The organism is Arthrobacter sp. P1_C12_2, assembly GCF_056406415.1.
Genome location: NZ_JBFUAF010000001.1, coordinates 34,774 through 53,928, shown reverse-complemented (window position 1 = coordinate 53,928; position 19,155 = coordinate 34,774). Strand labels below are relative to the sequence as shown.

The window sequence follows — 19,155 nt, the reverse complement described above, 5'->3', positions numbered from 1 at the left end:
GCGCTACTGGCGAACCTCAATCTCGGGGTGATAGTCCGGGACCCATTTGGCCATCCGACGGTTCCGTGCCGCGATGAACTCCAGCGTTGATTCCCGGTACGTCACGTACTCCTGGGTTGTGGCTGGTGTTCCGGGACGCTCAAAGTTGTCCAACGGCAGGTGGAAGTCGACGTTGCCATAGTCGGGCGTCACGAGGTCTTGCAGGTGAAAGAAGTCAACAAACTCCTTGAAACCGTCGAAGAGCTTGAAGAAGTCCGCGTAGGCGTTGATGACATCGGCGAGGGGGCTCTCTGGCTCTCCTGCGTAGTGACGCCGGATGCACTCAAGGGTGAGGTCCATGCGGTCACCGATCAGCCGACCTGAGCGACCGAACCCTCGTGCCTGGTTCATGGTGGGTCGGTCCTTCGACCTGACGGGCCAAATCATCGAACTGCCGATGGTGTACGGCTGGTTAAGGTAGCGGGACCGCTGGTCCTCGTTCAGCGAGGCGATGGCGTCGGCCAGAGCCTTCGGACGTGACCAGCCGGTGTAGGAGTTGGTGATGGCGTCGCTGCCGTACCAATGCCTCCCCCCGGAGGTGTCAGTGAAGATGAGGTAGCCGTCCCGAGGAGGTGATGGCGGGGTCGGGGCGAAAACGACGCCGGAGTTCAGCTTCTTGGTCCACAGCAGCTCATGGTCCAACCGGAGCCGCGGGCTGTCCCTGTCCGCGTCGGGCCTGGTCCTCGCAGGACTGTCGGTCTTGTAGTCGAATGAAGTATCAAAGACGCCCATGTTGGAAGTGTATGCGCACGTCAAGCCGTTGAGACGGTTTCATCGTTTGTTTTTCGGTTACGCGGCCAGGGCTCCTGGCCGCAAGCTTGACGGGCGGCCGGGGCGGCCGGGGCGGCCGCCGGGGTACGCTGCCGGGGCGGCCGCCTTGTCATTGGGACGTTTGGGTTCTACCAGGCCTCGATGTGGTCCATGACCCCGGTTCTGGACAAACACATGTTTTCTCAGGGCTTGGGCCTGCATCGTTAGATCCAGTGCGGCCTCATCTAACGGCGGAACCTCTATGGCACGATCCGGACTTTCGGCCGGCCGGGAACCCTCAGATCCGGCTTACCCGGTAGGCGAAGTTCGCCGGCCCGACCGCATCCACTTTGATGGAGAGCGAGGCATCTGCGGCCAGCTGCACCACGTTCACCCTGGACGTCCCGCACCGGAGACTCAGGTCCACGAGTTCGTTCTCACCGTTCTCGATGGAAAAGGACACCCGGCGGGTGCTCCGGCAAGCCAAGGTCAGGGCGTAGGTACCCTTGGGCAGCTGGGCTGTGGTCTCTTTCCGCTCCTCGTCGGCCTCCAGCGTCCCGAAACGCGTATCGAAGACCTGCCCCTCGGTGTCGGGCAGCACGTCGTCGACCCAGTCAGCCAGTTCGTCGCCGGTCACCGGCTCGTTGAGGTGGGGGTCCTGGGGCAGGGCAGCGTCAGTGGTCGGCGCAGGGGCAGCGGAGGTCGATTCATCGTCCCAGTGGTCGGCGCTGTATTCATACTCGCAGCCGGACAGGACTGCCCCGAGAAACACCGCAACTGACAGCACCACGGCGGCCGCCGGGGTGCGCCGTCGCGGCACCCTGCTGGCCGGCACAGTTGGCATACCCTGAGATTAGGGCTGCCCGGGATCAAACGCCAGAGGTCAAAGGTCCGGGTCGGACAGGCCCGTCAGCGGGCGCTGCGCTGGGCGCCGGGGACCGGGCTGTGGGCGGGTCCTACCCCGACGCCGCCAGGTGGTAGGCGTAGAGAAGCGGGGCATCCACGCTGGACGTGCTGAGCGTGATCTCGCCCGCGGCGGGCACTTTGATCCGGGCGGTTTCGCGGCTGCCGTTGCAGGCGGCCCCGGCTTCGGCCAGCTGGCTGCCGTCCAGGCTGACGGCGAAGAACGCCTTGCCGCCGCCGTCGCAGGTCATGGTCAGGGTGTACGTGCCGGCGGGCACGCCGGAAGCTGCCCGGACGATCGGATTCCGGTTCAGGATTTTGCCGGCATCCTCCAGCACGGTCCCGGGGGCCGAGGGCAGGGCGGTGGCCTTCCACGCCGGGACGTCGGCGCTCTCAACCGAGCCGGCCGGGGAACATGCCGCTGCGGCCAGTACGACGGCGGCGGCGGCCGCGCCGCTGAGCGTCCGCCGGGCCAGGCGGGCGGCAGGGGCGGAGGAGGAAGGGAAAACCATGCCTCAAACTTACCGTCTTGCACGCTGCCCACCGGCCACGCCGACGGTCCCGGCACCTTCTCCCGCGGACCCTTGACTTTGACGCTGCGTCAAAGTTTAGAGTCGAAGGGACGGGCCGGCACCGGCCGGTCGGCACGGGAACAGTGGGGCCCGGGGAACGGGGGCCTCGAGGGAGCAGAAAGGTGACGGCATGGACTGGTCCGTTCAGCAGATCGCGAAATTGGCCGGCACCACCGGCCGGACTTTGCGTCACTACGACGACATCGGCCTGCTCAGGCCCAGTCGGACCGGCAATAACGGCTACCGGTACTACGGCCACGAGTCCCTGGTCCGACTGCAGCGGATCCTGCTATTGCGCGACTTGGGACTCGGGCTGCCGGCGATCGCGGACGTGCTTGGCAACGAGGCGGACGCCGAGCACGCACTGGGCCGGCACTTGGCGTGGCTGCTGCAGGAACAGGACAGGCTGGGGCGGCAGATAGCTTCGGTCCGTCACACCATTGAGGCATTGCAAACGGGAGGAAAGATCATGGCGGAGGAAATGTTCGACGGTTTCGACCACACCAAGTACCAGGAGGAGGTCCAGCAGCGGTGGGGCAAGGATGCCTATGCGACGTCGGACGCCTGGTGGCGCGGCATGGGCGCCGCGGAGAAGGCTGCCTGGAGGGAACAGTCCAAGCGGCTTGGCGCCGACTGGGCGGCCGCTGCGGCGTCGGGGGTTCCGGCGGACAGCGCACAGGCGCAGGAGCTGGCCCGGCGCCACGTCGAATGGCTCAGGGATATCCCCGGCACGCCCGCGGCGCCACCCGCCGCGGGCGGCCCCGCCGATGGCAACAACGTCGCAAGTGGCGACATCAAGGGCTACGTGACGGGGCTCGGCGAGATGTATGTGGCCGATCCCAGGTTCGCCGCGAACTACGGCGACGCCGACGGCGCGGCCTTCGTCCGGGACGCCCTGAAAATCTATGCGGAGACCGAGCTCTAGCCGGATCCGCACAGCGCGGGACCAGCCCCCGGGACTCAACCGGGACCAGCCCCCGGCCAAACCCGGGGACTAAACTTGTCCGGTGACTTCCTCAGCGCAAGGCCCCACCGCACCGGCTCGTTCAACCCAGGCTCGTTCAACGCAGGTTCCCGCCACCCCGTTCACAGCAGGCAACACCCCGGACGCCCCGCGGAGCGACCTCCCCGGCCTCCTCGAGGCCCTGGCCGCGGACCTGCGTGCCGTCGGCTACACCGTGGACGGGGTCGCGGAACTGCTTGGCGAGGCTGCGCACTCCGCCCTCGGCCGGGACCAGCTCATCCCTGCACTGATCGTCACCGGGCGATCCCTCGGCGAGCCGGCAACGGCGGCGCTCGCCGGCGTCGTGCGTCTCTGGCTGCTCTCCGAACCGCAGCGCGCGGAGACCCTCGACGCCGCCCTCCCCGGCATCCGCACCCAGGGGCTGACGGAACTCGGGCTCGTGGAGCCCTCGGGCGGGGACCTGATCCAGGCGAAGGTGGACCTCAGGCCCTACGGCTGGGACCCGACCGTGGGGGAGGACGGGGTCAGTGCGGGCGGAGCAGACCTCTGCGTGGCCAGCGACCTCGCAGCCCACCAGCGCGCCGGCGTCCTCCGCCATGACCACGTCCTGGGGATTGGGCAGGCCTCCACCACCCTGGTCCAGGTCACCGCCCGCCGCCATGTTGCCAAGGCCCTCGATCTCGGCACCGGCTGCGGCATCCAGACCTTCCACCTGCTGCACCACGCCGAGCACGTGACCGCCACGGACATCTCCGAACGCGCACTGGCGTTCACCCGGTTCAACCTGCTGCTCAACGCCGCCGCACTGCACCTGGACCCGGCCGACCTTGACGCCCGCGTCAGCCTGAGGCTCGGGTCCCTGCTGGATCCCGTCGCGGGGCAGGAGTTCGAGCTGGTGGTGTCCAACCCGCCGTTCGTCATCACGCCGCGCAGCCTCGGCGAGACCGCCACGGACCAGTTCACGTACCGCGACGGCGGCCTGCCGGGGGACGAGATTGTGTCCTCCCTGGTCCGCGCACTGCCCTCGGTCCTTGCCCCGGGCGGAACGGCCCAGCTGCTGGGCAACTGGGAGATCACCGCAGGCGCCGGCTGGGCCGAACGGCCCCAGGGCTGGGCCAGTCCGGCCGCCGACGTCTGGTTCATCCAGCGCGAGCAGGTGGGCCCCGAGCAGTATGCCGAGACCTGGCTCCAGGACGCCTCGGAAAGCCGCGACCGCCGGCTGTACGAGGACTCGTACGCGGCGTACCTTGATGACTTCGCCGCGCGCAATGTGGCGGGAATCGGCTTCGGCATGATCTGGCTGCGGCGCCCCGCCGACGGCGCCGGGCGGGTGCTGTCCCGCTTTGAGGAGATCACCTACCCGATCGAGCAGCCGGTAGGGCCACACCTGGGCGCCGCCGTCGAGCGTGCCGACTGGCTGGCCGGCCACGATCTGGCCGCCGCCCACCTGCTGGTCGCGGAGGACGTCACCGAAGAACGGCACCAGCGTCCGGGTGCGGAACACCCCGGCGTCATCCTGCTGCGGCAGGGAGCCGGGCTGCGCCGCACCAACCTACTCAGCACCGAGCTGGCCGGCCTGGTCTCAGCGTGCGACGGCGACCTGTCCGTCGGGCAGATCATCGGCGCCCTCGAGGCGCTGCTGGGCGGCTACGAGGGGTTTGACGGCGCGGAGTTCCGCACCGGCCTGCTCGAGGAAGTCGGGAACCTGGTTCGCGACGGCTTCCTGCTGCCTGCCTGACACGGTAGCGCCCGCCCCGGCCAGCACTGCCGCCTCCGCCTCGGCTGGCAATGCAGCCTCGGCCGCCGCGGGATCGCCGGAGCCCGAGCCGGAGCCCGAGACGGAGTCCTCCTGGCCGAATCGCGGCAGGACGTACGCCGTGAGGGCGAGGGCTACCAGGGCCCCGGCGACCCCGGTGAAGATGAAGCTGGCGCGCACCGGCACCAGAACGCCCAAGAGCCCGCCCAGGGCCAGCGCGCCAATGGAGACGGCACGCGTCATCCCGCCAACAATCGCCATCGCCTGGCCGCGCCCGCTTTCCGGAATCCGCAGGATCGCGATGGCCCCGAAACAGGCGTTCAGGACGCCGCAGGCCATTCCCGTCCCCGTGTAGGCGGCAAAGAGCAGTTCCACGCTGGGGACCATCCCCGTCAGGACCAGGAACGCCGAAGCTCCGGTCATGGAGGCCAGCAGCACGCGCAGCCGGACCCGGGGCGTCCTGATCCTCCCGGCCATCGCGGCCCCCGCCGCCATGCCGAGGCCGAAGGCTGCGGACAGGAGGCCGTACTGCGTCTCGGTGGCGCCAAGTTCGTCGCGGGCCAGGAACACCTCGAGCACGTTGGTGGCCTCGCCGACAATAATGAAGAACATCGCCCCCAGGACCAGGGCCCAGACCAGGCTGTCCCGGCGGATCAGGCGCAGTCCATCCAGCAGCGCCGGCTTTGCCTGGCCGGCCCGTTCGGCCGCCGTGCCGCGGCGGGTACGGATCAGCAGGGCGCCCAGCGCCATGGCGACGTAGCAGCCGCTGGCCACGGCGAACACCAGTCCGGTCCCGCCCCAGCCGCTGAGCAGGCCGCCCGCGGCGGGACCTGCCATGCCCGCAATCATGATGGTCGCCTGCATGGTCCCCATGGCCCGCGGTGTGCGGTCCTCGCCGACGATCCGCGGCAGCAGGGCCTGCCAGGTGGGGCTGGCCACGGCCTGGGCCGCGTCGAGCAGGAACGTCATGGCAAACAGCACGGGCAGATAGTTCTCCAGGTACTGCATGCCCAGCCCCATGCCGGCGACGGCGGCGGCGCTGACCGCGGAGCTCGCCGTCGCCAGCGTGCGCGAATCCATGGTGTCGGCGAGCCGGCCGGCCCACGGGGCCAGCAGGACCAGCGGCAGCGCTGAGCACAGCAGGTACGCGGCCACGAGCCAGGGCCCCGCGACAGGAGTTTCGCCGGCGGCGGCCGCGTTCTGCAGGTGCAGCATGACGCTGACGACGACGGCGCCCATCCCCGCCGTCGCAACGAACCGGGCGGTGCCGGCAATGAGGAAGTCGCGGTTGCGCCATAGGGGCTGCGCGCCGGTTGTAGGGGCCGGCAATTTATGAAGTGTCTGTTTCATAAATAGGAACATAGCCCGGCCGCGGAATAGGTGTCAAGCATTTCTTTCATAGTTTGGCGGGGCTGGATACACTGGAGGAGTGAACGCAGAAACCCCGACGGCAGGGTCAACGGCTCCGCCGGCCGCCAAGCGCCGGCATCGTCCGGAAAAGCAAGTGGAAATCACCGACCCGAAGGCGATCCGGGCCCTGGCCCACGCCGCCCGGCTGGAGGTCATTTCCGAACTGTATTCCACCCAGGTGAGCCGGACGGCCACCGAGCTTGCCGCGCAGACCGGACTGACTCCCAGTGCCATGAGCTACCACCTGCGGGCGCTGCAGAAATGGGGCATTGTGGTGCCCGCGGCCACCGCCGGGGATGCCCGGGAGCGGCGCTGGATGGCCGCCGGCACAGATTTCACCATCCACTCGCTGGGCGGGGTGGCCAGCCCGGAACTCGCCGTCCTGGACCTCGAGCTCGACGCCTACCGCCGCCGGGTCCTGGCGTACGCCAAGGCCCGCAACGAGCGGCGCGAGAGCGGCGACACCGCCGACGGCCCGTCCTCGGTAGTCCTGGCCAGCAACCTGCTGTACCTGACGCCGGACCAGCGGGCCGAACTGACGCGGCGGGTCTTCGACCTGCTGCGGGACTACGAACTGGAGGATCCGGACCACGTGCCCGAGGGCGCCGAACGCATGGCCACGATGTGGTCGATGATTCCGGATGACCGCGGACCGGCCGCCGCAAAACCCGCTGCCGGCAGCCCGCCACCGGCAAGGGCCGAGCCTGCCGCCGGCAAGGCCTGAGCCGGCCGCGGGCACGGCGCGGGACTGCATCCGGAGCGCCCTCAGGGGCCGCCCGACACCCGGTCCCATTGCGGCCGGAAGCCGCGTCCGCCGGGCCGTCATTTCCGGCCGGATGCGCGGGATTCTGCAAAATATGGTGAACTAGGCGGGTATGKGCGCATCTGCCCGAGCCACCTTTTTCTGTAGGAGCACCGTGCCAAGCAAGGCCAAAACCGGCAAGAAACTCGTGATCGTGGAGTCTCCCGCCAAGAGCAAAACCATCGCCAAGTACCTCGGCGAAGGCTTCATCGTGGAGGCCTCTATCGGTCACATCCGCGACCTTCCGCAGCCCTCGGAGCTCCCCGCGGAACTGAAGAAGACCCCGCTGGGCAAGTTCGCCGTCGACATCGACAACGACTTCAAGCCCTACTACGTGGTGTCCTCGGACAAGAAGAAGAAGGTCGCCGAGCTCAAGGCCCAGCTCAAAGACGCCGACGCTCTCTATCTCGCAACCGATGGGGACCGCGAGGGCGAGGCCATCGCGTGGCACCTGCTCGAAGTGCTCAAGCCCAAGGTTCCCGTCTACCGGATGACCTTCGGCGAAATCACCAAAGAAGCCATCCACCGCGCCATGGACAACCTCCGCGATGTCGACCAGGACCTGGTGGACGCCCAGGAGACCCGGCGCGTCCTGGACCGTCTCTACGGCTATGAAATCTCCCCGGTGCTCTGGCGCAAGGTGGCCCGCGGCCTCTCCGCCGGCCGCGTGCAGTCCGTCGTGACCCGCATGGTGGTGGACCGCGAACGCGAGCGGATGGCCTTCAAGGCCGCTTCCTACTGGGACCTCACCGGCCAGTTCGGCGCCGGTTCCGGCTCCTTCAAGGCCAAGCTCGCCGCCGTCGACGGCGCCAAGGTCGCCAGCGGCCGGGACTTCAACGACAACGGCGAGCTCACCTCCCGCAACGCCGTCCACCTCAACGAGGAACTCGCCGCCTCGCTCGCGGCGGGGCTGCAGGACGCCGAATTCCGGGTCCGCTCCGTCGACACCAAGCCGTACACCCGCCGGCCGGCCGCGCCGTTCACCACCTCCACCCTGCAGCAGGAAGCCGGCCGCAAGCTGCGCTTCTCCTCGAAGAGCACGATGCAGGTGGCCCAGCGGCTCTACGAAAACGGCTACATCACCTATATGCGTACGGACTCGTCCGCGCTGAGCAACGAGGCCGTCACGGCCGCCCGGCGCCAGGCCTCCGAGCTGTACGGCCCCGAGTACGTGCCGCAGGCGCCGCGGGTCTACAGCGGCAAGGCAGCGAACGCGCAGGAGGCCCACGAGGCCATCCGTCCTGCCGGTGACTCCTTCCGCACCCCGGCCCAGGTGGCCAAGCAGCTCTCCGGTGACGAATTCCGCCTCTACGAGCTCATCTGGAAGCGCACGGTCGCCTCGCAGATGGCTGACGCCAAGGGCTCCACCGCCACGATCCGCCTCGGCGCCGTCACCGTTGGTGACCCGGCCGATCGCCGCGACGCCGAATTCTCGGCGTCGGGCACCGTGATCACCTTCCCCGGCTTCCTCGCCGCCTACGAAGAAGGCAAGGACGAAAGCCGCGGGGACGACGAGTCCGAGGAAGCACGCCGGCTGCCCAACGTGGCCAAGGACGACGCGCTCACCGCCACCGACATTGTCGCCGTCGGCCACGAGACCTCGCCGCCGCCGCGCTACACCGAAGCCTCGCTGACCGCGGAGCTGGAAAAGAAGGGCATCGGCCGCCCGTCGACCTATGCCTCCACCATCTCCACGATCCAGGACCGCGGCTACGTGCGGAAGCAGGGCTCCGCGCTGGTTCCGAGCTGGATTGCGTTCTCCGTGATCCGGCTCCTCGAGCAGCACTTCCACGACTACGTGGACTATGAGTTCACGGCGGACATGGAAGCCGACCTGGACAAGATCGCCAACGGCCAGGCCGCCGGACCGGCCTGGCTCAAGCACTTCTACTTCGGTGAAGACTCCGAGCCTGGCCTGCTGAGCATCGTGAACAACCTCGGCGAGATCGATGCCCGCGAGATCAACTCCATCCCCATCACGGACGCGATCACACTCCGGGTCGGCAAGTTCGGCCCGTACCTGGAAAGCTCCACCGCGACGGTGGATCCCGAGACCGGCGAAGTGGTCGAAGCGGCCCGCGCCAACGTCCCGGAGGACCTGGCCCCGGATGAGCTCACGGCCGCCAAGGCCGTTGAACTCATGGAGACCGCTGCCCCGGAGGAGCGCGTGCTCGGCGCGGACCCGCACACCGGGCACACCATCGTGGCCAAGAACGGCCGCTACGGCGCCTACGTCACCGAGATCATCCCGGAGATGACCGAGGAACAACTGGCCAACCAGCCCGTTGAGTACTACAAGAACGGCAAGCCCAAGCCGCCGAAGAAGCCCGTCAAGGCCAAGCCCCGCACCGGATCCCTGTTCGCGTCCATGGGCGTGGACACCATCACGCTGGACGAGGCCTTGCAGCTCATGAGCCTGCCGCGCGTGCTCGGCCAGGACGCCGACGGCAACCCCATCACGGTGCAGAACGGCCGGTTCGGCCCGTACCTGAAGAAGGGCACGGACTCCCGCTCCATCGGCTCCGAGGAGGAGATCTTTACGATCACGCTCGAGGCGGCGCTGGAGATCTACTCGCAGCCCAAGCAGCGCGGCGCCCGTGCCGCGGTGCCGCCGCTGGCCGAATTCGGACCGGACCCGGTCTCGGAGAAGAACATCGTGGTTAAGGAAGGCCGGTTCGGCCCGTACATCACCGACGGCATCACCAACATCACCGTGCCGCGCAGCACCTCGGTCGAGGAGCTGACCCGGGAACAGGCCGTCGAACTCCTGGCGGAAAAGCGGGCCAAGGGCCCGGTCAAGCGCACGACGACGGCCCGCAAGGCCCCCGCCCGGAAGGCCCCGGCCAAGAAGTAGGACAGCACGCCGAATTCGCCGGAAACGCGCGGGTTCGCCGGAAATTACCGGCGAATCCGCAGGTTTCCGGCGATTTCGCGTTTGCGGACCGGCCGTGGACGTGATCGAGTAGGAATATGACTGAACAGCCCGCACACCTGGACAACCAGCCGCTGAACGAACTCGAAGAGCAGCTCGCCCGGGGGGAGCAGCCGGACGCCAACCCGGTGGACGTGATCCTGGCCTTCCTCAACAACGAGGTCTACGTGGTCAGCTCCGACGCCCTGGAGGGCCCCGACTCGCAAGTGGAGCCGCTGGTCCTCGCGAACTCCTCCGGCAAGCCCGTCCTGGCCGTTTTCTCGCACCCGAGCCGCGTCACCGAGCAGTATCTCGCCGCCGCCCCGAACGTGCTGGGCACGCAGGGCGCCGCGATCATCGGCAACCTCGGCGCAGAACTCGGCATGGTGATCAACCCCGGCGCCGCCTACGGCTTTGAGATCGACCCGGAGGGCGTGGCGAATATCCGCCGCGACTTCAAGCCAACGGACGAGTCCGCTGATGGTGCTGCCGCCGAGCCCACCGCCCAGCCCAGTGACTTGGCCGCGGACCGTCCGGCGCAGGGCAGCGACCCGGCCTAAGCCCGTGACCGGCCCGGCTGCGACGCCGGGATTCTTCGCGAATACCGCCGTCGCAGCTAGGCCAGCCGCCCCGTGGGGGGAATAATGGCACCATGCGTCTAGGCGTCCTCGACATCGGGTCCAACACCGTCCACCTCCTGCTGGTCGACGCCCATCCCGGCGCCCGCCCGGTCCCCTACGCCTCGCACAAGCGGCGGCTGTCGCTCGTGCAGTTCCTCGACGACGACGGCAACATCAACGACGCCGGGCAGCATGAACTGGTCGAGTTCGTCCTCGAGGCGTGGGAATTCGCGGCCAAGCACAAAGCCGACGACCTCCTCGCGTTCTGCACCTCGGCCATCCGCGAGGCCACCAACGGCGCTGACGTCCTGGCCCGCGTGAAGGACGAAACCACCGTCACCCTCCGGGAGCTCACCGGCAGCGAAGAGGCGTCCATGACGTTCTTCGCCGTCCGGCGCTGGTACGGCTGGGGCGCCGGGTCCATCCTGAACCTGGATATCGGCGGCGGCTCCTTCGAGATGGCCCTCGGACAGGACGAGCTGCCCGAGCTGGCGATGTCCGTTCCGCTCGGCGCCAGCCGGCTGACGCGCGACTGGCTGCCGGAGAACCCGCCGTCGGCCAAGAGCATCAAGGAGCTGCGCCGCTACATCCGCTCCACGCTCAAACCTGCGGTGCGCAAATTCGAGAAGCTGGGCCGGCCCAACCTTGTCGCGGGCACGTCCAAGACGTTCCGGTCGCTCGCCAGGATTGCCGGTGCCGCCCCGAGCGCCGCCGGGCCTTACGTCAAGCGGGAGCTGCTGTCCCTGGACCTGGGGCTCTGGGCGCAGCGGATCTCGGCCATGGAGGTAGGGGACCGGCTCCACCTGCCCGGCGTCTCCGAGGCCCGCGCGGCGCAGATCCTCGCCGGCGCCCTCGTCGCGGAAGCGGCCCTGGAAATGTTCGAGTTCGACAGCATGGTGACGTGCCCGTGGGCCCTGCGTGAGGGACTCATCCTCCGCCGCCTGGACCAGTTGGTGTTTGAGGGTCCGCTCGATCCCGCGCCGCATGTGACAGAGCAACCGCCGGCGCGGCTCCAGTCGCCGGAAAAAGCTTCCTGAGGCCGCCCGGGCGGCGATGGTGTCGAGTCGGTGTCGATCCGGAGCGTCCTCGATCGTGTAATTGCTGAGAGGCCGGCACACCGCCGGCCGATTCGCCAAGGAGGCACCCGAAATGACGCAGTACCTGCTCAGCATTTACCAGCCGGACGGCCCAGCCCCGGACCCTGAGTTCCTCGAACCGATCATGCATGACCTGGCGGCCCTGAACCATGAAATGCAGGCGGCGGGTGCCTGGGTGTTCGCCGCGGGGCTCCACCCGGCGGAGTCCGCGACCGTCCTCCGGCCCAATGGCGAAGAGATCCTCGTGACCGACGGGCCGTTCACCGAAGGCAAAGAGCACCTCGGCGGATTCACCGTGATCGAGGCCGAGGATCTGGACGCGGCCCTTGGCTGGGCGCGGAAGCTGGCCGGCGCCACGACACTTCCGGTTGAAGTCCGTCCGTTCCAGCACTAGCCGCCGGGCCGGGAGTGCTGCTGTGGGCGACCGTGGTGCAAATGAGGCCGCGACCGAGGCTGACATTGCCCGGGTGTTCCGGCGCGAATACGGCCGCGCCGTAGCCGTCCTGACGCGGACGTTCGGGAACATCGATATTGCCGAGGACGCCGTCCAGGATGCCTTTGCTGCGGCGGTCCAGCACTGGCCGTCAACAGGCGTCCCGCCCAGTCCGGCCGGCTGGATCATCACGACGGCACGGCACCGGGCGATCGACCGGCTGCGGAGGGAGGCCTCACGCGAGGACAAACATGCGCAGGCGGCCTTGCTGGCGGCGGCGCGGTCCGGTCCCGGACCCGCGCCGGCCGCCGAAGAGCAGTTCCTGGCGGAACAGTCAGAGGTCGAGGACGTGGACGACGACACTTTGCGGCTGATTTTCACGTGCTGCCACCCCGCCCTGGCCAGGTCCGCCCAGGTGGCGCTGACGCTACGGCTTCTGGGTGGATTGACGACGGCGGAGATCGCCCGGGCCTTCCTGGTGCCGGAGGCGACCATGGCACAGCGGCTGGTCCGGGCCAAGGCGAAAATCCGGGATGCGAAAGTTCCGTACCGGGTCCCACAGGGCGCCGAACTGCCCGAACGGCTGCAACCGGTGCTGGCGGTGGTCTACCTCATCTTCAATGAGGGCTACACCGCGGGCCCCGCCGACGGCCCGGAACGCACGGAGCTCTGCGCGGAAGGCATCCGGCTCGGCAGATTGTTGGCGGCGCTGATGCCGGACGAGCCGGAAGCGGCGGGACTGCTGGCACTGATGCTGCTCATCGAGTCCCGCCGCGGCGCGCGGTTCACCCCCGACGGGGGACTGGTGCTGCTCGCGGCCCAGGACCGAGGGCGCTGGGACAGCGCCCTGGCCGCCGAAGGCCGGGACCTGGTGCGCCGGTGCCTGCGCCGGAACCGCCCCGGGCCGTATCAGCTCCAGGCGGCAATCAACGCCGTCCACAGCGACGCCGCGACCGCCGGGGACACCGACTGGACGCAGATCCTGCAGCTGTACGACCAACTCCTGGCCGTCGCGCCGGGACCGGTGGTGGAGTTGAACCGCGCCGTCGCCCTCGCAGAACTGCACGGCCCCGTTGCCGCACTGGCGGCGATAGAGGGCCTGGGCCTGGACAACTACTACCTCTTCCACGCCGTCCGCGCCGACTTCCTGGCGCGCCTGCGCCGCTATCCGGAGGCGGCAGAAAGCTACAGGCGGGCCCTGGCTTTGGCCGGAAGTGCAGCGGAACGCCGGTTCCTGGAAGGCAAGCTCCGCAGCCCAGCGTTCGGCGGAGCCGGTTAAATGAGTAGCGCCGGGCGATCGGAGCAGGACTTGGGGGAACTCTGCTGCAAATCGCCCGGCGCACCGCCGGCTCCGGGGGAACCGGCTATCATCACTCGCACCTGTTGAGGCACTTTCCAAGGTAGTGGCCGATCATGGGCGCGAAGCGAGATTTCCCTGTGCATTCGCTGGCAATCCGACGGCGCCCCGGGGTTGTGGCCGGCTCCGCCACTGGTGTCTTAAACGGCAAAGGCACCGGCGGTGCGCTGCGGGAAAATGGGAAAACCCGCCGCAGACCACCGGTGCCGCGCAGGCATCCGCATGCCTGCTGCATCACTCGCACCCTCAATGAGGTACCTACTACGTTAGGGTCCAAAGTTGTGCACAGACTGCGCTGAAGGTGTGAGCTGGCTGGGAATCACGTCAGACTGCAATGATGGGGACATGAGCAACCGAATCGCATTCCTGGGCTGTGGGTCAATGAACGAGGCAATTTTGGGCGGGCTGATCGACGGCGGCGTCGACCCGGCCGATATTGTCGCTACGGTCCGCCGGGCCGAGCGCGCGGCCGAGCTGGCGCAGCGCCACCACGGGATCACGGCCATTGCGGGTGAAGAAGAGCCCGACAACAACAGACAGGCCGCCACCGGCTCCGGCGTCGTGATCCTCGGCGTCAAGCCCGTGGGGATCGCGGACCTGGCCCGGGAAATCAGCGGCTCCCTGGCGCCGGACACGATCGTCATCAGCGTTGCCGCCGCCGTGTCCCTGGAGCAGCTGGAGGCGGCGCTGCCGGCAGGTCAGCCGGTCATCCGCACGATGCCGAACACACCGGCGAAGCTGGGCCGCGGCGTCGTCTCCGTCTCTCCCGGGACCAACTGTTCCGCCCGGCAGCTCCAGCACGCCAAAGACATCCTCGCGGCCGTCGGCACGGTCGTAGAGATCCCCGAGGACCAGGTGGACGCCCTCTCCGCGATCAGCGGCTCGGGCCCGGCCTACGCCTTCTACCTGGCGGAGGCCATGGCCGAGGCCGGGGCAAAACTGGGCCTGGATCCGGAGCTGTCGCTGTTGCTGGCCCGCGAGACCGTCGCCGGGGCGGGCTTCATGCTGGCCGAGCCGGGCGCCGATCCTGCCGCGCTGCGCAAGGCGGTCACGAGCCCGAACGGCACCACGGAACGGGCCATCGCCACGTTTGACGAGCGGGGACTGCCGGCCATCATCGCCGACGGCGCCCGCGCGGCGGCCGAGCGCGCGGCAGAAATCACCCGCCAGCTCGCCTGAGCCGGCCCGTGCGGACACCGGAGCCGGCCCGGCGGCTCCGGTTGCGGCCTAAGGGCGTGCGGCGAACCGTTCGAGCAGGTCCACGTGGCCCGAAACGATGAGCATGTCCCGCGAGGAAACCTTGGTTTCTGGCCGCGCGTAGGTGAAGTCCTCGCCCGGGGACTTCACGCCCACAATCGTGACGCCGTACTTGGACCGGACCTTGGACTCATCGAGCGTGAAGCCCACGGTTTCGCGCGGCGGGTACATCTTGACGATCGCGAAGTCATCGTCAAACTCGATGAAGTCCAGCATGCGCCCGGAGACCAGGTGCGCGGCACGGACGCCGGCGTCAGCCTCCGGGTAGATGACATGGTTGGCGCCGATCCGGGTCAAGATCTTGCCGTGCGAGGGCGTGATCGCCTTGACCCAGAGGTGTTCGATCCCGAGGTCCACGAGGTTCACGGTGATCAGCACCGAGGATTCGATCGAGGTGCCCACGCCCACGACGGCGGAACTGAATTCCTGGGCGCCGAGCTGGCGGAGGGCGTCGATGTTGGTGGCGTCGGCTTCCACGACGTGCGTCAGGACGCTCGCCCACTTCTGGACGAGGCTGCGGTCGCGCTCAATGGCCAGGACCTCCCGGCCCTGCTTGACCAGCTGCTCTGCGGTGGATGCGCCAAAACGGCCCAGCCCGATCACCAGCACGGGGGCATTGTGGGCGGGGCGGTTGACGGCGCCTGAGGAACTAGCCAATGATCGGTCTCTCTTCCGGGTAGTGGTACAGCTGGCTGCGCTGACGCAGGGCCAGGCCTGCGGCAAGGGTGACCGTCCCGACGCGCCCGGCAAACATGAGCAAAGCGAGGACGTAGACGCCCGACGGCGGCAACTCTGCACTGAGGTTGGTGCTGAGGCCCACCGTGGCGAAGGCGGAAATGGTTTCAAACAGGACCCGGTCCAGGGAGGCATGGCTGATGTGCAGGAGCAGGAGGGCCGAGACCGAGACGAGGGTGGCGCCGGCGACGATCACCGAGATGGCCACGCGCATGGTGCCTTCGGGGATGGTCCGGCCGTAGATCTTCACGTCGGCGTCGCCGCGGGCCTCGGCGGTGATGGCCAGGAACATCACGGCGATGGTCGTGACCTTGATGCCGCCGGCCGTGGATGCCGAACCGCCGCCGGCGAACATGAGGGCATCGGAGAGCAACATGGTGGTGGACTCCATGTGGTTCTGGTCCACAAGGTTGAAGCCGCCGGACCGCAGCATAACGGAGGCAAACAGCGCATGCGTGATCTTCTCGCCGAGGTCCATGTCGCCGATGGTGCGCAGGTTGTCCCACTCCAGGAAGCCCCAGAGGACCGTCCCGGCGGCGAGGAGGATGAAGGAGACCTGGATGGTCAGCTTGGTGTGAAGGTTCCATTTCTTCCACCGCAGCCCGTTCTGGTGCAGCACCATGACGACGGGGAAGCCCAAGCTGCCCAGGAACACGCCGAGCATGAGCGGGACGAGGATCCACAGATCGGTTTCGTAGGGGACGATTCCGTCCGAATGCGGGGTGAAACCGGCGTTGTTGAACGATGAAATTGCGTAGAAGACACCGTGCCAGAGGGCCTGCGGGAAACTCTCCCCAAGGAGCAGGAACCGGGGGATGAGGACCAGTGCCAGGGCGGCCTCGATCACGACGGAGGTCACGATCACGATCCGGAGCAGCGTGCCGACTTCGCCGAGCCGGCCGGCGTTCATGGCCTCCTGGGCGATCAGCTTGCCGCGGACGCCAAGTCTCTTGCTGACCATGAGCGCCAGCAGCGAAGCGAGGGTCAAGGTGCCCAAGCCGCCCACGAAAATGCCGACCAGGATCACGAGCTGGCCGAAGAAGGACCAGTGCACAGCCGTGGAGACCACGGTCAGGCCCGTGACGCAGACAGCGGACGACGCGGTGAAGAACGCCTGATGCAGTGGTGTGACCTGTCCCGTGGCGGAAGCTAAGGGCAGCGAGAGCAAGGCGGTGAAGACCAGGATCACGACGCCGAACGCCGAGAGCGCCAAGCGGGCCGGCGAGCTGTTTGCGATGCTGTCAATGAAGTCGCGCAGGCGTGTGAAGATCCACAGGCCTTCCCGCTCCGGCATGCCTGGCTGCCAGCTGGCCGGGCTCGTGGACCTCGACTGGCTTTGCGTCATGTTTTTCCTCGGTTGAAACTGCTTCCCCAAGTAGTAAACCACTAAAGTTCGGTAATGGCCGGGGGAGCACCCGTGCACGCGCGGGAAGCTGGGGACCGCTCGGGTAGCCTGTGATTGATGACATTCCTGCCCGGACTCGCTCAGACCGCGCTGCCAACGACGGTGGTGTGGGCTCCTGCCATGACCGCCTACAACTTTGGCCACTCCCACCCGATGGCGCCGGAGCGGATGGAGCTCACGGCGAAGCTGGCCGGCAGCCTGGGCCTGCTGGATCTTGACCACGTCACTGTGGCGGCCCCGGATGTCGCCACCGACGCCGAGCTGTGCGCGGTCCACAGCCCGGAATTTGTGGCCGCCGTGCGGCGTGTGAGCGAAAACCCGGAGATCCCCGACCAGGCCAGGGGCCTGGGAACCGAGGATGACCCGGCGTTTGCCGGCATGCACGAAGCCAGCGCCCGGCTGGCCGGCGGCTCCCTGCTGGCGGCCGCAGCCGTCCTGGACGGCAGCGCGGTGCGGGCCGTGAACTTCGGCGGCGGGATGCACCACGCCTCCCGGGACCGCGCGAGCGGCTTCTGCATCTACAACGACGCCGCCCTCGCGGTCCAGCGGCTGCTCGACGGCGGCGTCCGCCGCGTGGCCTACGTCGACGTCGATGCGCACCACGGCGACGGCACGCAAAGCATCTTCTGGGACGATCCGCGGGTGCTGACCATTTCGCTGCACGAATCCGGGCTGACCCTCTTCCCGGGCACCGGGTTTGCCAACGAGATCGGCGGCCCGGACGCGCTAGGCAGCGCCGTGAACGTCGCCCTCCCGGCCGGCACCGCGGACGCCGGGTGGCTGCGGGCCTTCCACGCCGTCGTGCCCCAGCTCATTGGCGCGTTCGAACCGGAAGTCATCGTCAGCCAGCACGGCTGCGACTCGCACCGCCTCGACCCGCTCACCCACCTGAACATCAGCGTGGACGGCCAGCGCGAGGCCGCCACGGCCATCGGCAACCTCGCCGCCCGCTACTGCGACAACCGGTGGATTTCCACCGGGGGCGGCGGCTACAACGTGGTCAGCGTGGTGCCGCGGTCCTGGAGTCACCTCATAGCCATCGCCGCCGGCCGCCCGGTGCCGCTGCGCACCCCGGTTCCGGAGGACTGGCGCAACTACGTCAAGGACAAGTACGGGGCCAGGTTCGGTGTGGAGCCCCCTGAGGCGATGGGCGACGACGTGGACCTCTGGTGGCGGTCCTGGGAAGTGGGTTTCGACCCCAACGACGAGGTGGACCGCACCATCATGGCCACGCGCAAGGAAGTGTTCCCCCTGCACGGGCTGGACCCCTGGTTCGACTAAATCCAGGCCTGGCTGGAGGCCCTGCACCCAGGCAGCAATAGGTGGATGCCATCTGGCGTATATGTCGCTAGTGTGGAGGGCATGGTGACAGACGACGTATTTGCCGTCATTGCTGAGGCAACCAGGCGTGACATTCTGATAGCCCTCCGCAAGGGGGACAAAGCGGTGGGGGAACTGGTCCAGGAGCTTGAAGCAAGCCAGCCCACCATTTCCAAGCATCTCAAAGTCCTCCGCGAAGCGGACCTGGTGAGCATGCGCGCCCAGGGCCAGAAGCGGTACTACACACTCAACCCCAAGCCGCTCGCTGGGATCGCCAGCTGGCTGCAGGCGTTCGACGTCGTCCCCGCCGCCCTCCACGCCGAAACCAGCCCCGCCGCCGTCCCGGATGGCCTGGCCGCCGCGGCCGTCCCGCAACCGGTCGCCGCGCAACCCGCCGCAGCACTGGCGGGCCGCCCTGCCGGCAGCCCACTGAGCCCCGCCGTCGTCATCCCGGTGGGAACGGCCGGGGAGGACAAGATGCCCCAGCAGATCGGGCGGACCGTGGGCCGGGCCGCCACCAAAGCCGCCGATCTCCTGGCCAACCTGCCCAAGTTCGGCCGCAAGAAGTAACCCTCCGGCTTTAGAGTCCTGTCCGCTTCGCCGTTGGCGTTTGTGGGTGCCACTTTCACGAAGACTGAAGTTGCCACTTCTTTGCTTTCCCGGCTGCCCTTTTAGACGTCAGATGCCATCCCTTGCATCCCGCGCATGGGTAGACCGCCGCTGGCACCTTGCCGCGCAGTGACGAGCCGTTGCGGACGATTGCTTGGAGCGCACGGTTCGCATGCCAGAGGCTCGAATAAGTGATCTTGGTGCAGTTTGCCATC

General features: G+C 68.2%; 16 protein-coding genes and 1 pseudogene. 11 read left to right on the top strand and 6 right to left on the bottom strand.

The annotated features are described in order from the left end of the window. Window positions 1-3: 3 nt before the first annotated feature. The 3 genes from AC1DZQ_RS00255 to AC1DZQ_RS00245 all read right to left on the bottom strand — a co-directional run bounded on the left by AC1DZQ_RS00255 (window position 4) and on the right by AC1DZQ_RS00245 (window position 2,204). On the bottom strand, window positions 4-771 hold the full coding sequence (locus AC1DZQ_RS00255; RefSeq protein WP_476961576.1) for a DUF6994 family protein: 768 nt from the start codon (window positions 769-771) through the stop codon (window positions 4-6). A 316-nt stretch (window positions 772-1,087) separates the two neighbouring features. Then, window positions 1,088-1,633, bottom strand: coding sequence for a DUF6023 family protein (locus tag AC1DZQ_RS00250; protein WP_476961575.1), 546 nt, complete (start codon window positions 1,631-1,633; stop codon window positions 1,088-1,090). A gap of 112 nt (window positions 1,634-1,745) precedes the next feature. Next, complete coding sequence (locus AC1DZQ_RS00245) at window positions 1,746-2,204, bottom strand: hypothetical protein (protein ID WP_476961574.1); 459 nt, start codon at window positions 2,202-2,204, stop codon at window positions 1,746-1,748. A gap of 190 nt (window positions 2,205-2,394) precedes the next feature. Here AC1DZQ_RS00245 and AC1DZQ_RS00240 point away from each other — a divergent pair, with 190 nt between their 5' ends. Together AC1DZQ_RS00240 and AC1DZQ_RS00235 are read left to right on the top strand one after the other, a co-directional pair. Continuing rightward, on the top strand, window positions 2,395-3,189 hold the full coding sequence (locus AC1DZQ_RS00240) for a MerR family transcriptional regulator (RefSeq protein WP_476961573.1): 795 nt from the start codon (window positions 2,395-2,397) through the stop codon (window positions 3,187-3,189). A gap of 220 nt (window positions 3,190-3,409) precedes the next feature. Then, entirely contained in the window at window positions 3,410-4,966 is a 1,557-nt protein-coding gene (locus AC1DZQ_RS00235; RefSeq protein WP_476962020.1) for a DUF7059 domain-containing protein, read from the top strand. A gap of 126 nt (window positions 4,967-5,092) precedes the next feature. Here the strand turns inward: AC1DZQ_RS00235 and AC1DZQ_RS00230 are convergent. Then, window positions 5,093-6,223: pseudogene (locus AC1DZQ_RS00230) on the bottom strand (MFS transporter); the annotation flags it as partial. 190 nt (window positions 6,224-6,413) lie between these two features. Here AC1DZQ_RS00230 and AC1DZQ_RS00225 point away from each other — a divergent pair. The 7 genes from AC1DZQ_RS00225 to proC all read left to right on the top strand — a co-directional run bounded on the left by AC1DZQ_RS00225 (window position 6,414) and on the right by proC (window position 14,793). Continuing rightward, window positions 6,414-7,118: an ArsR/SmtB family transcription factor gene (locus AC1DZQ_RS00225; protein ID WP_476961572.1), complete on the top strand. Its 705-nt coding sequence runs from the start codon at window positions 6,414-6,416 to the stop codon at window positions 7,116-7,118. A 193-nt stretch (window positions 7,119-7,311) separates the two neighbouring features. Further along, the gene (gene topA, locus AC1DZQ_RS00220; protein ID WP_476961571.1) at window positions 7,312-10,050 is read left to right on the top strand and encodes a type I DNA topoisomerase; all 2,739 of its coding nucleotides are present in this window, start codon (window positions 7,312-7,314) and stop codon (window positions 10,048-10,050) included. A 116-nt stretch (window positions 10,051-10,166) separates the two neighbouring features. Beyond that, window positions 10,167-10,667, top strand: coding sequence for an SseB family protein (locus tag AC1DZQ_RS00215; RefSeq protein WP_476961570.1), 501 nt, complete (start codon window positions 10,167-10,169; stop codon window positions 10,665-10,667). A gap of 92 nt (window positions 10,668-10,759) precedes the next feature. Further along, complete coding sequence (locus tag AC1DZQ_RS00210) at window positions 10,760-11,764, top strand: Ppx/GppA phosphatase family protein (RefSeq protein WP_476961569.1); 1,005 nt, start codon at window positions 10,760-10,762, stop codon at window positions 11,762-11,764. Window positions 11,765-11,876: 112 nt separating this feature from the next. Then, window positions 11,877-12,218, top strand: coding sequence for a YciI family protein (locus AC1DZQ_RS00205; RefSeq protein WP_476961568.1), 342 nt, complete (start codon window positions 11,877-11,879; stop codon window positions 12,216-12,218). Window positions 12,219-12,240: 22 nt separating this feature from the next. Then, window positions 12,241-13,536 carry an RNA polymerase sigma factor gene (locus AC1DZQ_RS00200; RefSeq protein ID WP_476961567.1) on the top strand — a complete coding sequence of 432 codons (1,296 nt, stop codon included), beginning with the start codon at window positions 12,241-12,243 and terminating at the stop codon, window positions 13,534-13,536. Between the two features lie 423 nt (window positions 13,537-13,959). After that, complete coding sequence (proC, locus tag AC1DZQ_RS00195) at window positions 13,960-14,793, top strand: pyrroline-5-carboxylate reductase (protein ID WP_476961566.1); 834 nt, start codon at window positions 13,960-13,962, stop codon at window positions 14,791-14,793. A 48-nt stretch (window positions 14,794-14,841) separates the two neighbouring features. On the opposite strand, the gene AC1DZQ_RS00190 is transcribed toward proC, so the two are convergent. Both AC1DZQ_RS00190 and AC1DZQ_RS00185 read right to left on the bottom strand, forming a co-directional pair. After that, on the bottom strand, window positions 14,842-15,480 hold the full coding sequence (locus AC1DZQ_RS00190; RefSeq protein WP_028277721.1) for a potassium channel family protein: 639 nt from the start codon (window positions 15,478-15,480) through the stop codon (window positions 14,842-14,844). A 40-nt stretch (window positions 15,481-15,520) separates the two neighbouring features. Then, a complete protein-coding gene (locus AC1DZQ_RS00185) occupies window positions 15,521-16,951 on the bottom strand; it encodes a TrkH family potassium uptake protein (protein ID WP_476961565.1) in 1,431 nt (476 codons plus the stop codon). Between the two features lie 117 nt (window positions 16,952-17,068). Here AC1DZQ_RS00185 and AC1DZQ_RS00180 point away from each other — a divergent pair, with 117 nt between their 5' ends. Further along, a complete protein-coding gene (locus AC1DZQ_RS00180; protein WP_476961564.1) occupies window positions 17,069-18,292 on the top strand; it encodes an acetoin utilization protein AcuC in 1,224 nt (407 codons plus the stop codon). A gap of 81 nt (window positions 18,293-18,373) precedes the next feature. After that, window positions 18,374-18,901 carry an ArsR/SmtB family transcription factor gene (locus AC1DZQ_RS00175; RefSeq protein ID WP_476961563.1) on the top strand — a complete coding sequence of 176 codons (528 nt, stop codon included), beginning with the start codon at window positions 18,374-18,376 and terminating at the stop codon, window positions 18,899-18,901. The last annotated feature ends 254 nt before the right edge of the window (window positions 18,902-19,155 follow it).

Coding starts and splice junctions, on each gene's coding strand:
- AC1DZQ_RS00245 (WP_476961574.1), bottom strand. CDS start 2,204: ATGGTTTTCCCTTCCTCCTCCGCCCCTGCCGCCCGCCTGGCCCGGCGG.
- AC1DZQ_RS00205 (WP_476961568.1), top strand. CDS start 11,877: ATGACGCAGTACCTGCTCAGCATTTACCAGCCGGACGGCCCAGCCCCG.
- proC (WP_476961566.1), top strand. CDS start 13,960: ATGAGCAACCGAATCGCATTCCTGGGCTGTGGGTCAATGAACGAGGCA.
- AC1DZQ_RS00210 (WP_476961569.1), top strand. CDS start 10,760: ATGCGTCTAGGCGTCCTCGACATCGGGTCCAACACCGTCCACCTCCTG.
- AC1DZQ_RS00215 (WP_476961570.1), top strand. CDS start 10,167: ATGACTGAACAGCCCGCACACCTGGACAACCAGCCGCTGAACGAACTC.
- AC1DZQ_RS00250 (WP_476961575.1), bottom strand. CDS start 1,633: ATGCCAACTGTGCCGGCCAGCAGGGTGCCGCGACGGCGCACCCCGGCG.
- AC1DZQ_RS00240 (WP_476961573.1), top strand. CDS start 2,395: ATGGACTGGTCCGTTCAGCAGATCGCGAAATTGGCCGGCACCACCGGC.
- AC1DZQ_RS00255 (WP_476961576.1), bottom strand. CDS start 771: ATGGGCGTCTTTGATACTTCATTCGACTACAAGACCGACAGTCCTGCG.
- AC1DZQ_RS00175 (WP_476961563.1), top strand. CDS start 18,374: ATGGTGACAGACGACGTATTTGCCGTCATTGCTGAGGCAACCAGGCGT.
- AC1DZQ_RS00185 (WP_476961565.1), bottom strand. CDS start 16,951: ATGACGCAAAGCCAGTCGAGGTCCACGAGCCCGGCCAGCTGGCAGCCA.
- AC1DZQ_RS00180 (WP_476961564.1), top strand. CDS start 17,069: ATGACATTCCTGCCCGGACTCGCTCAGACCGCGCTGCCAACGACGGTG.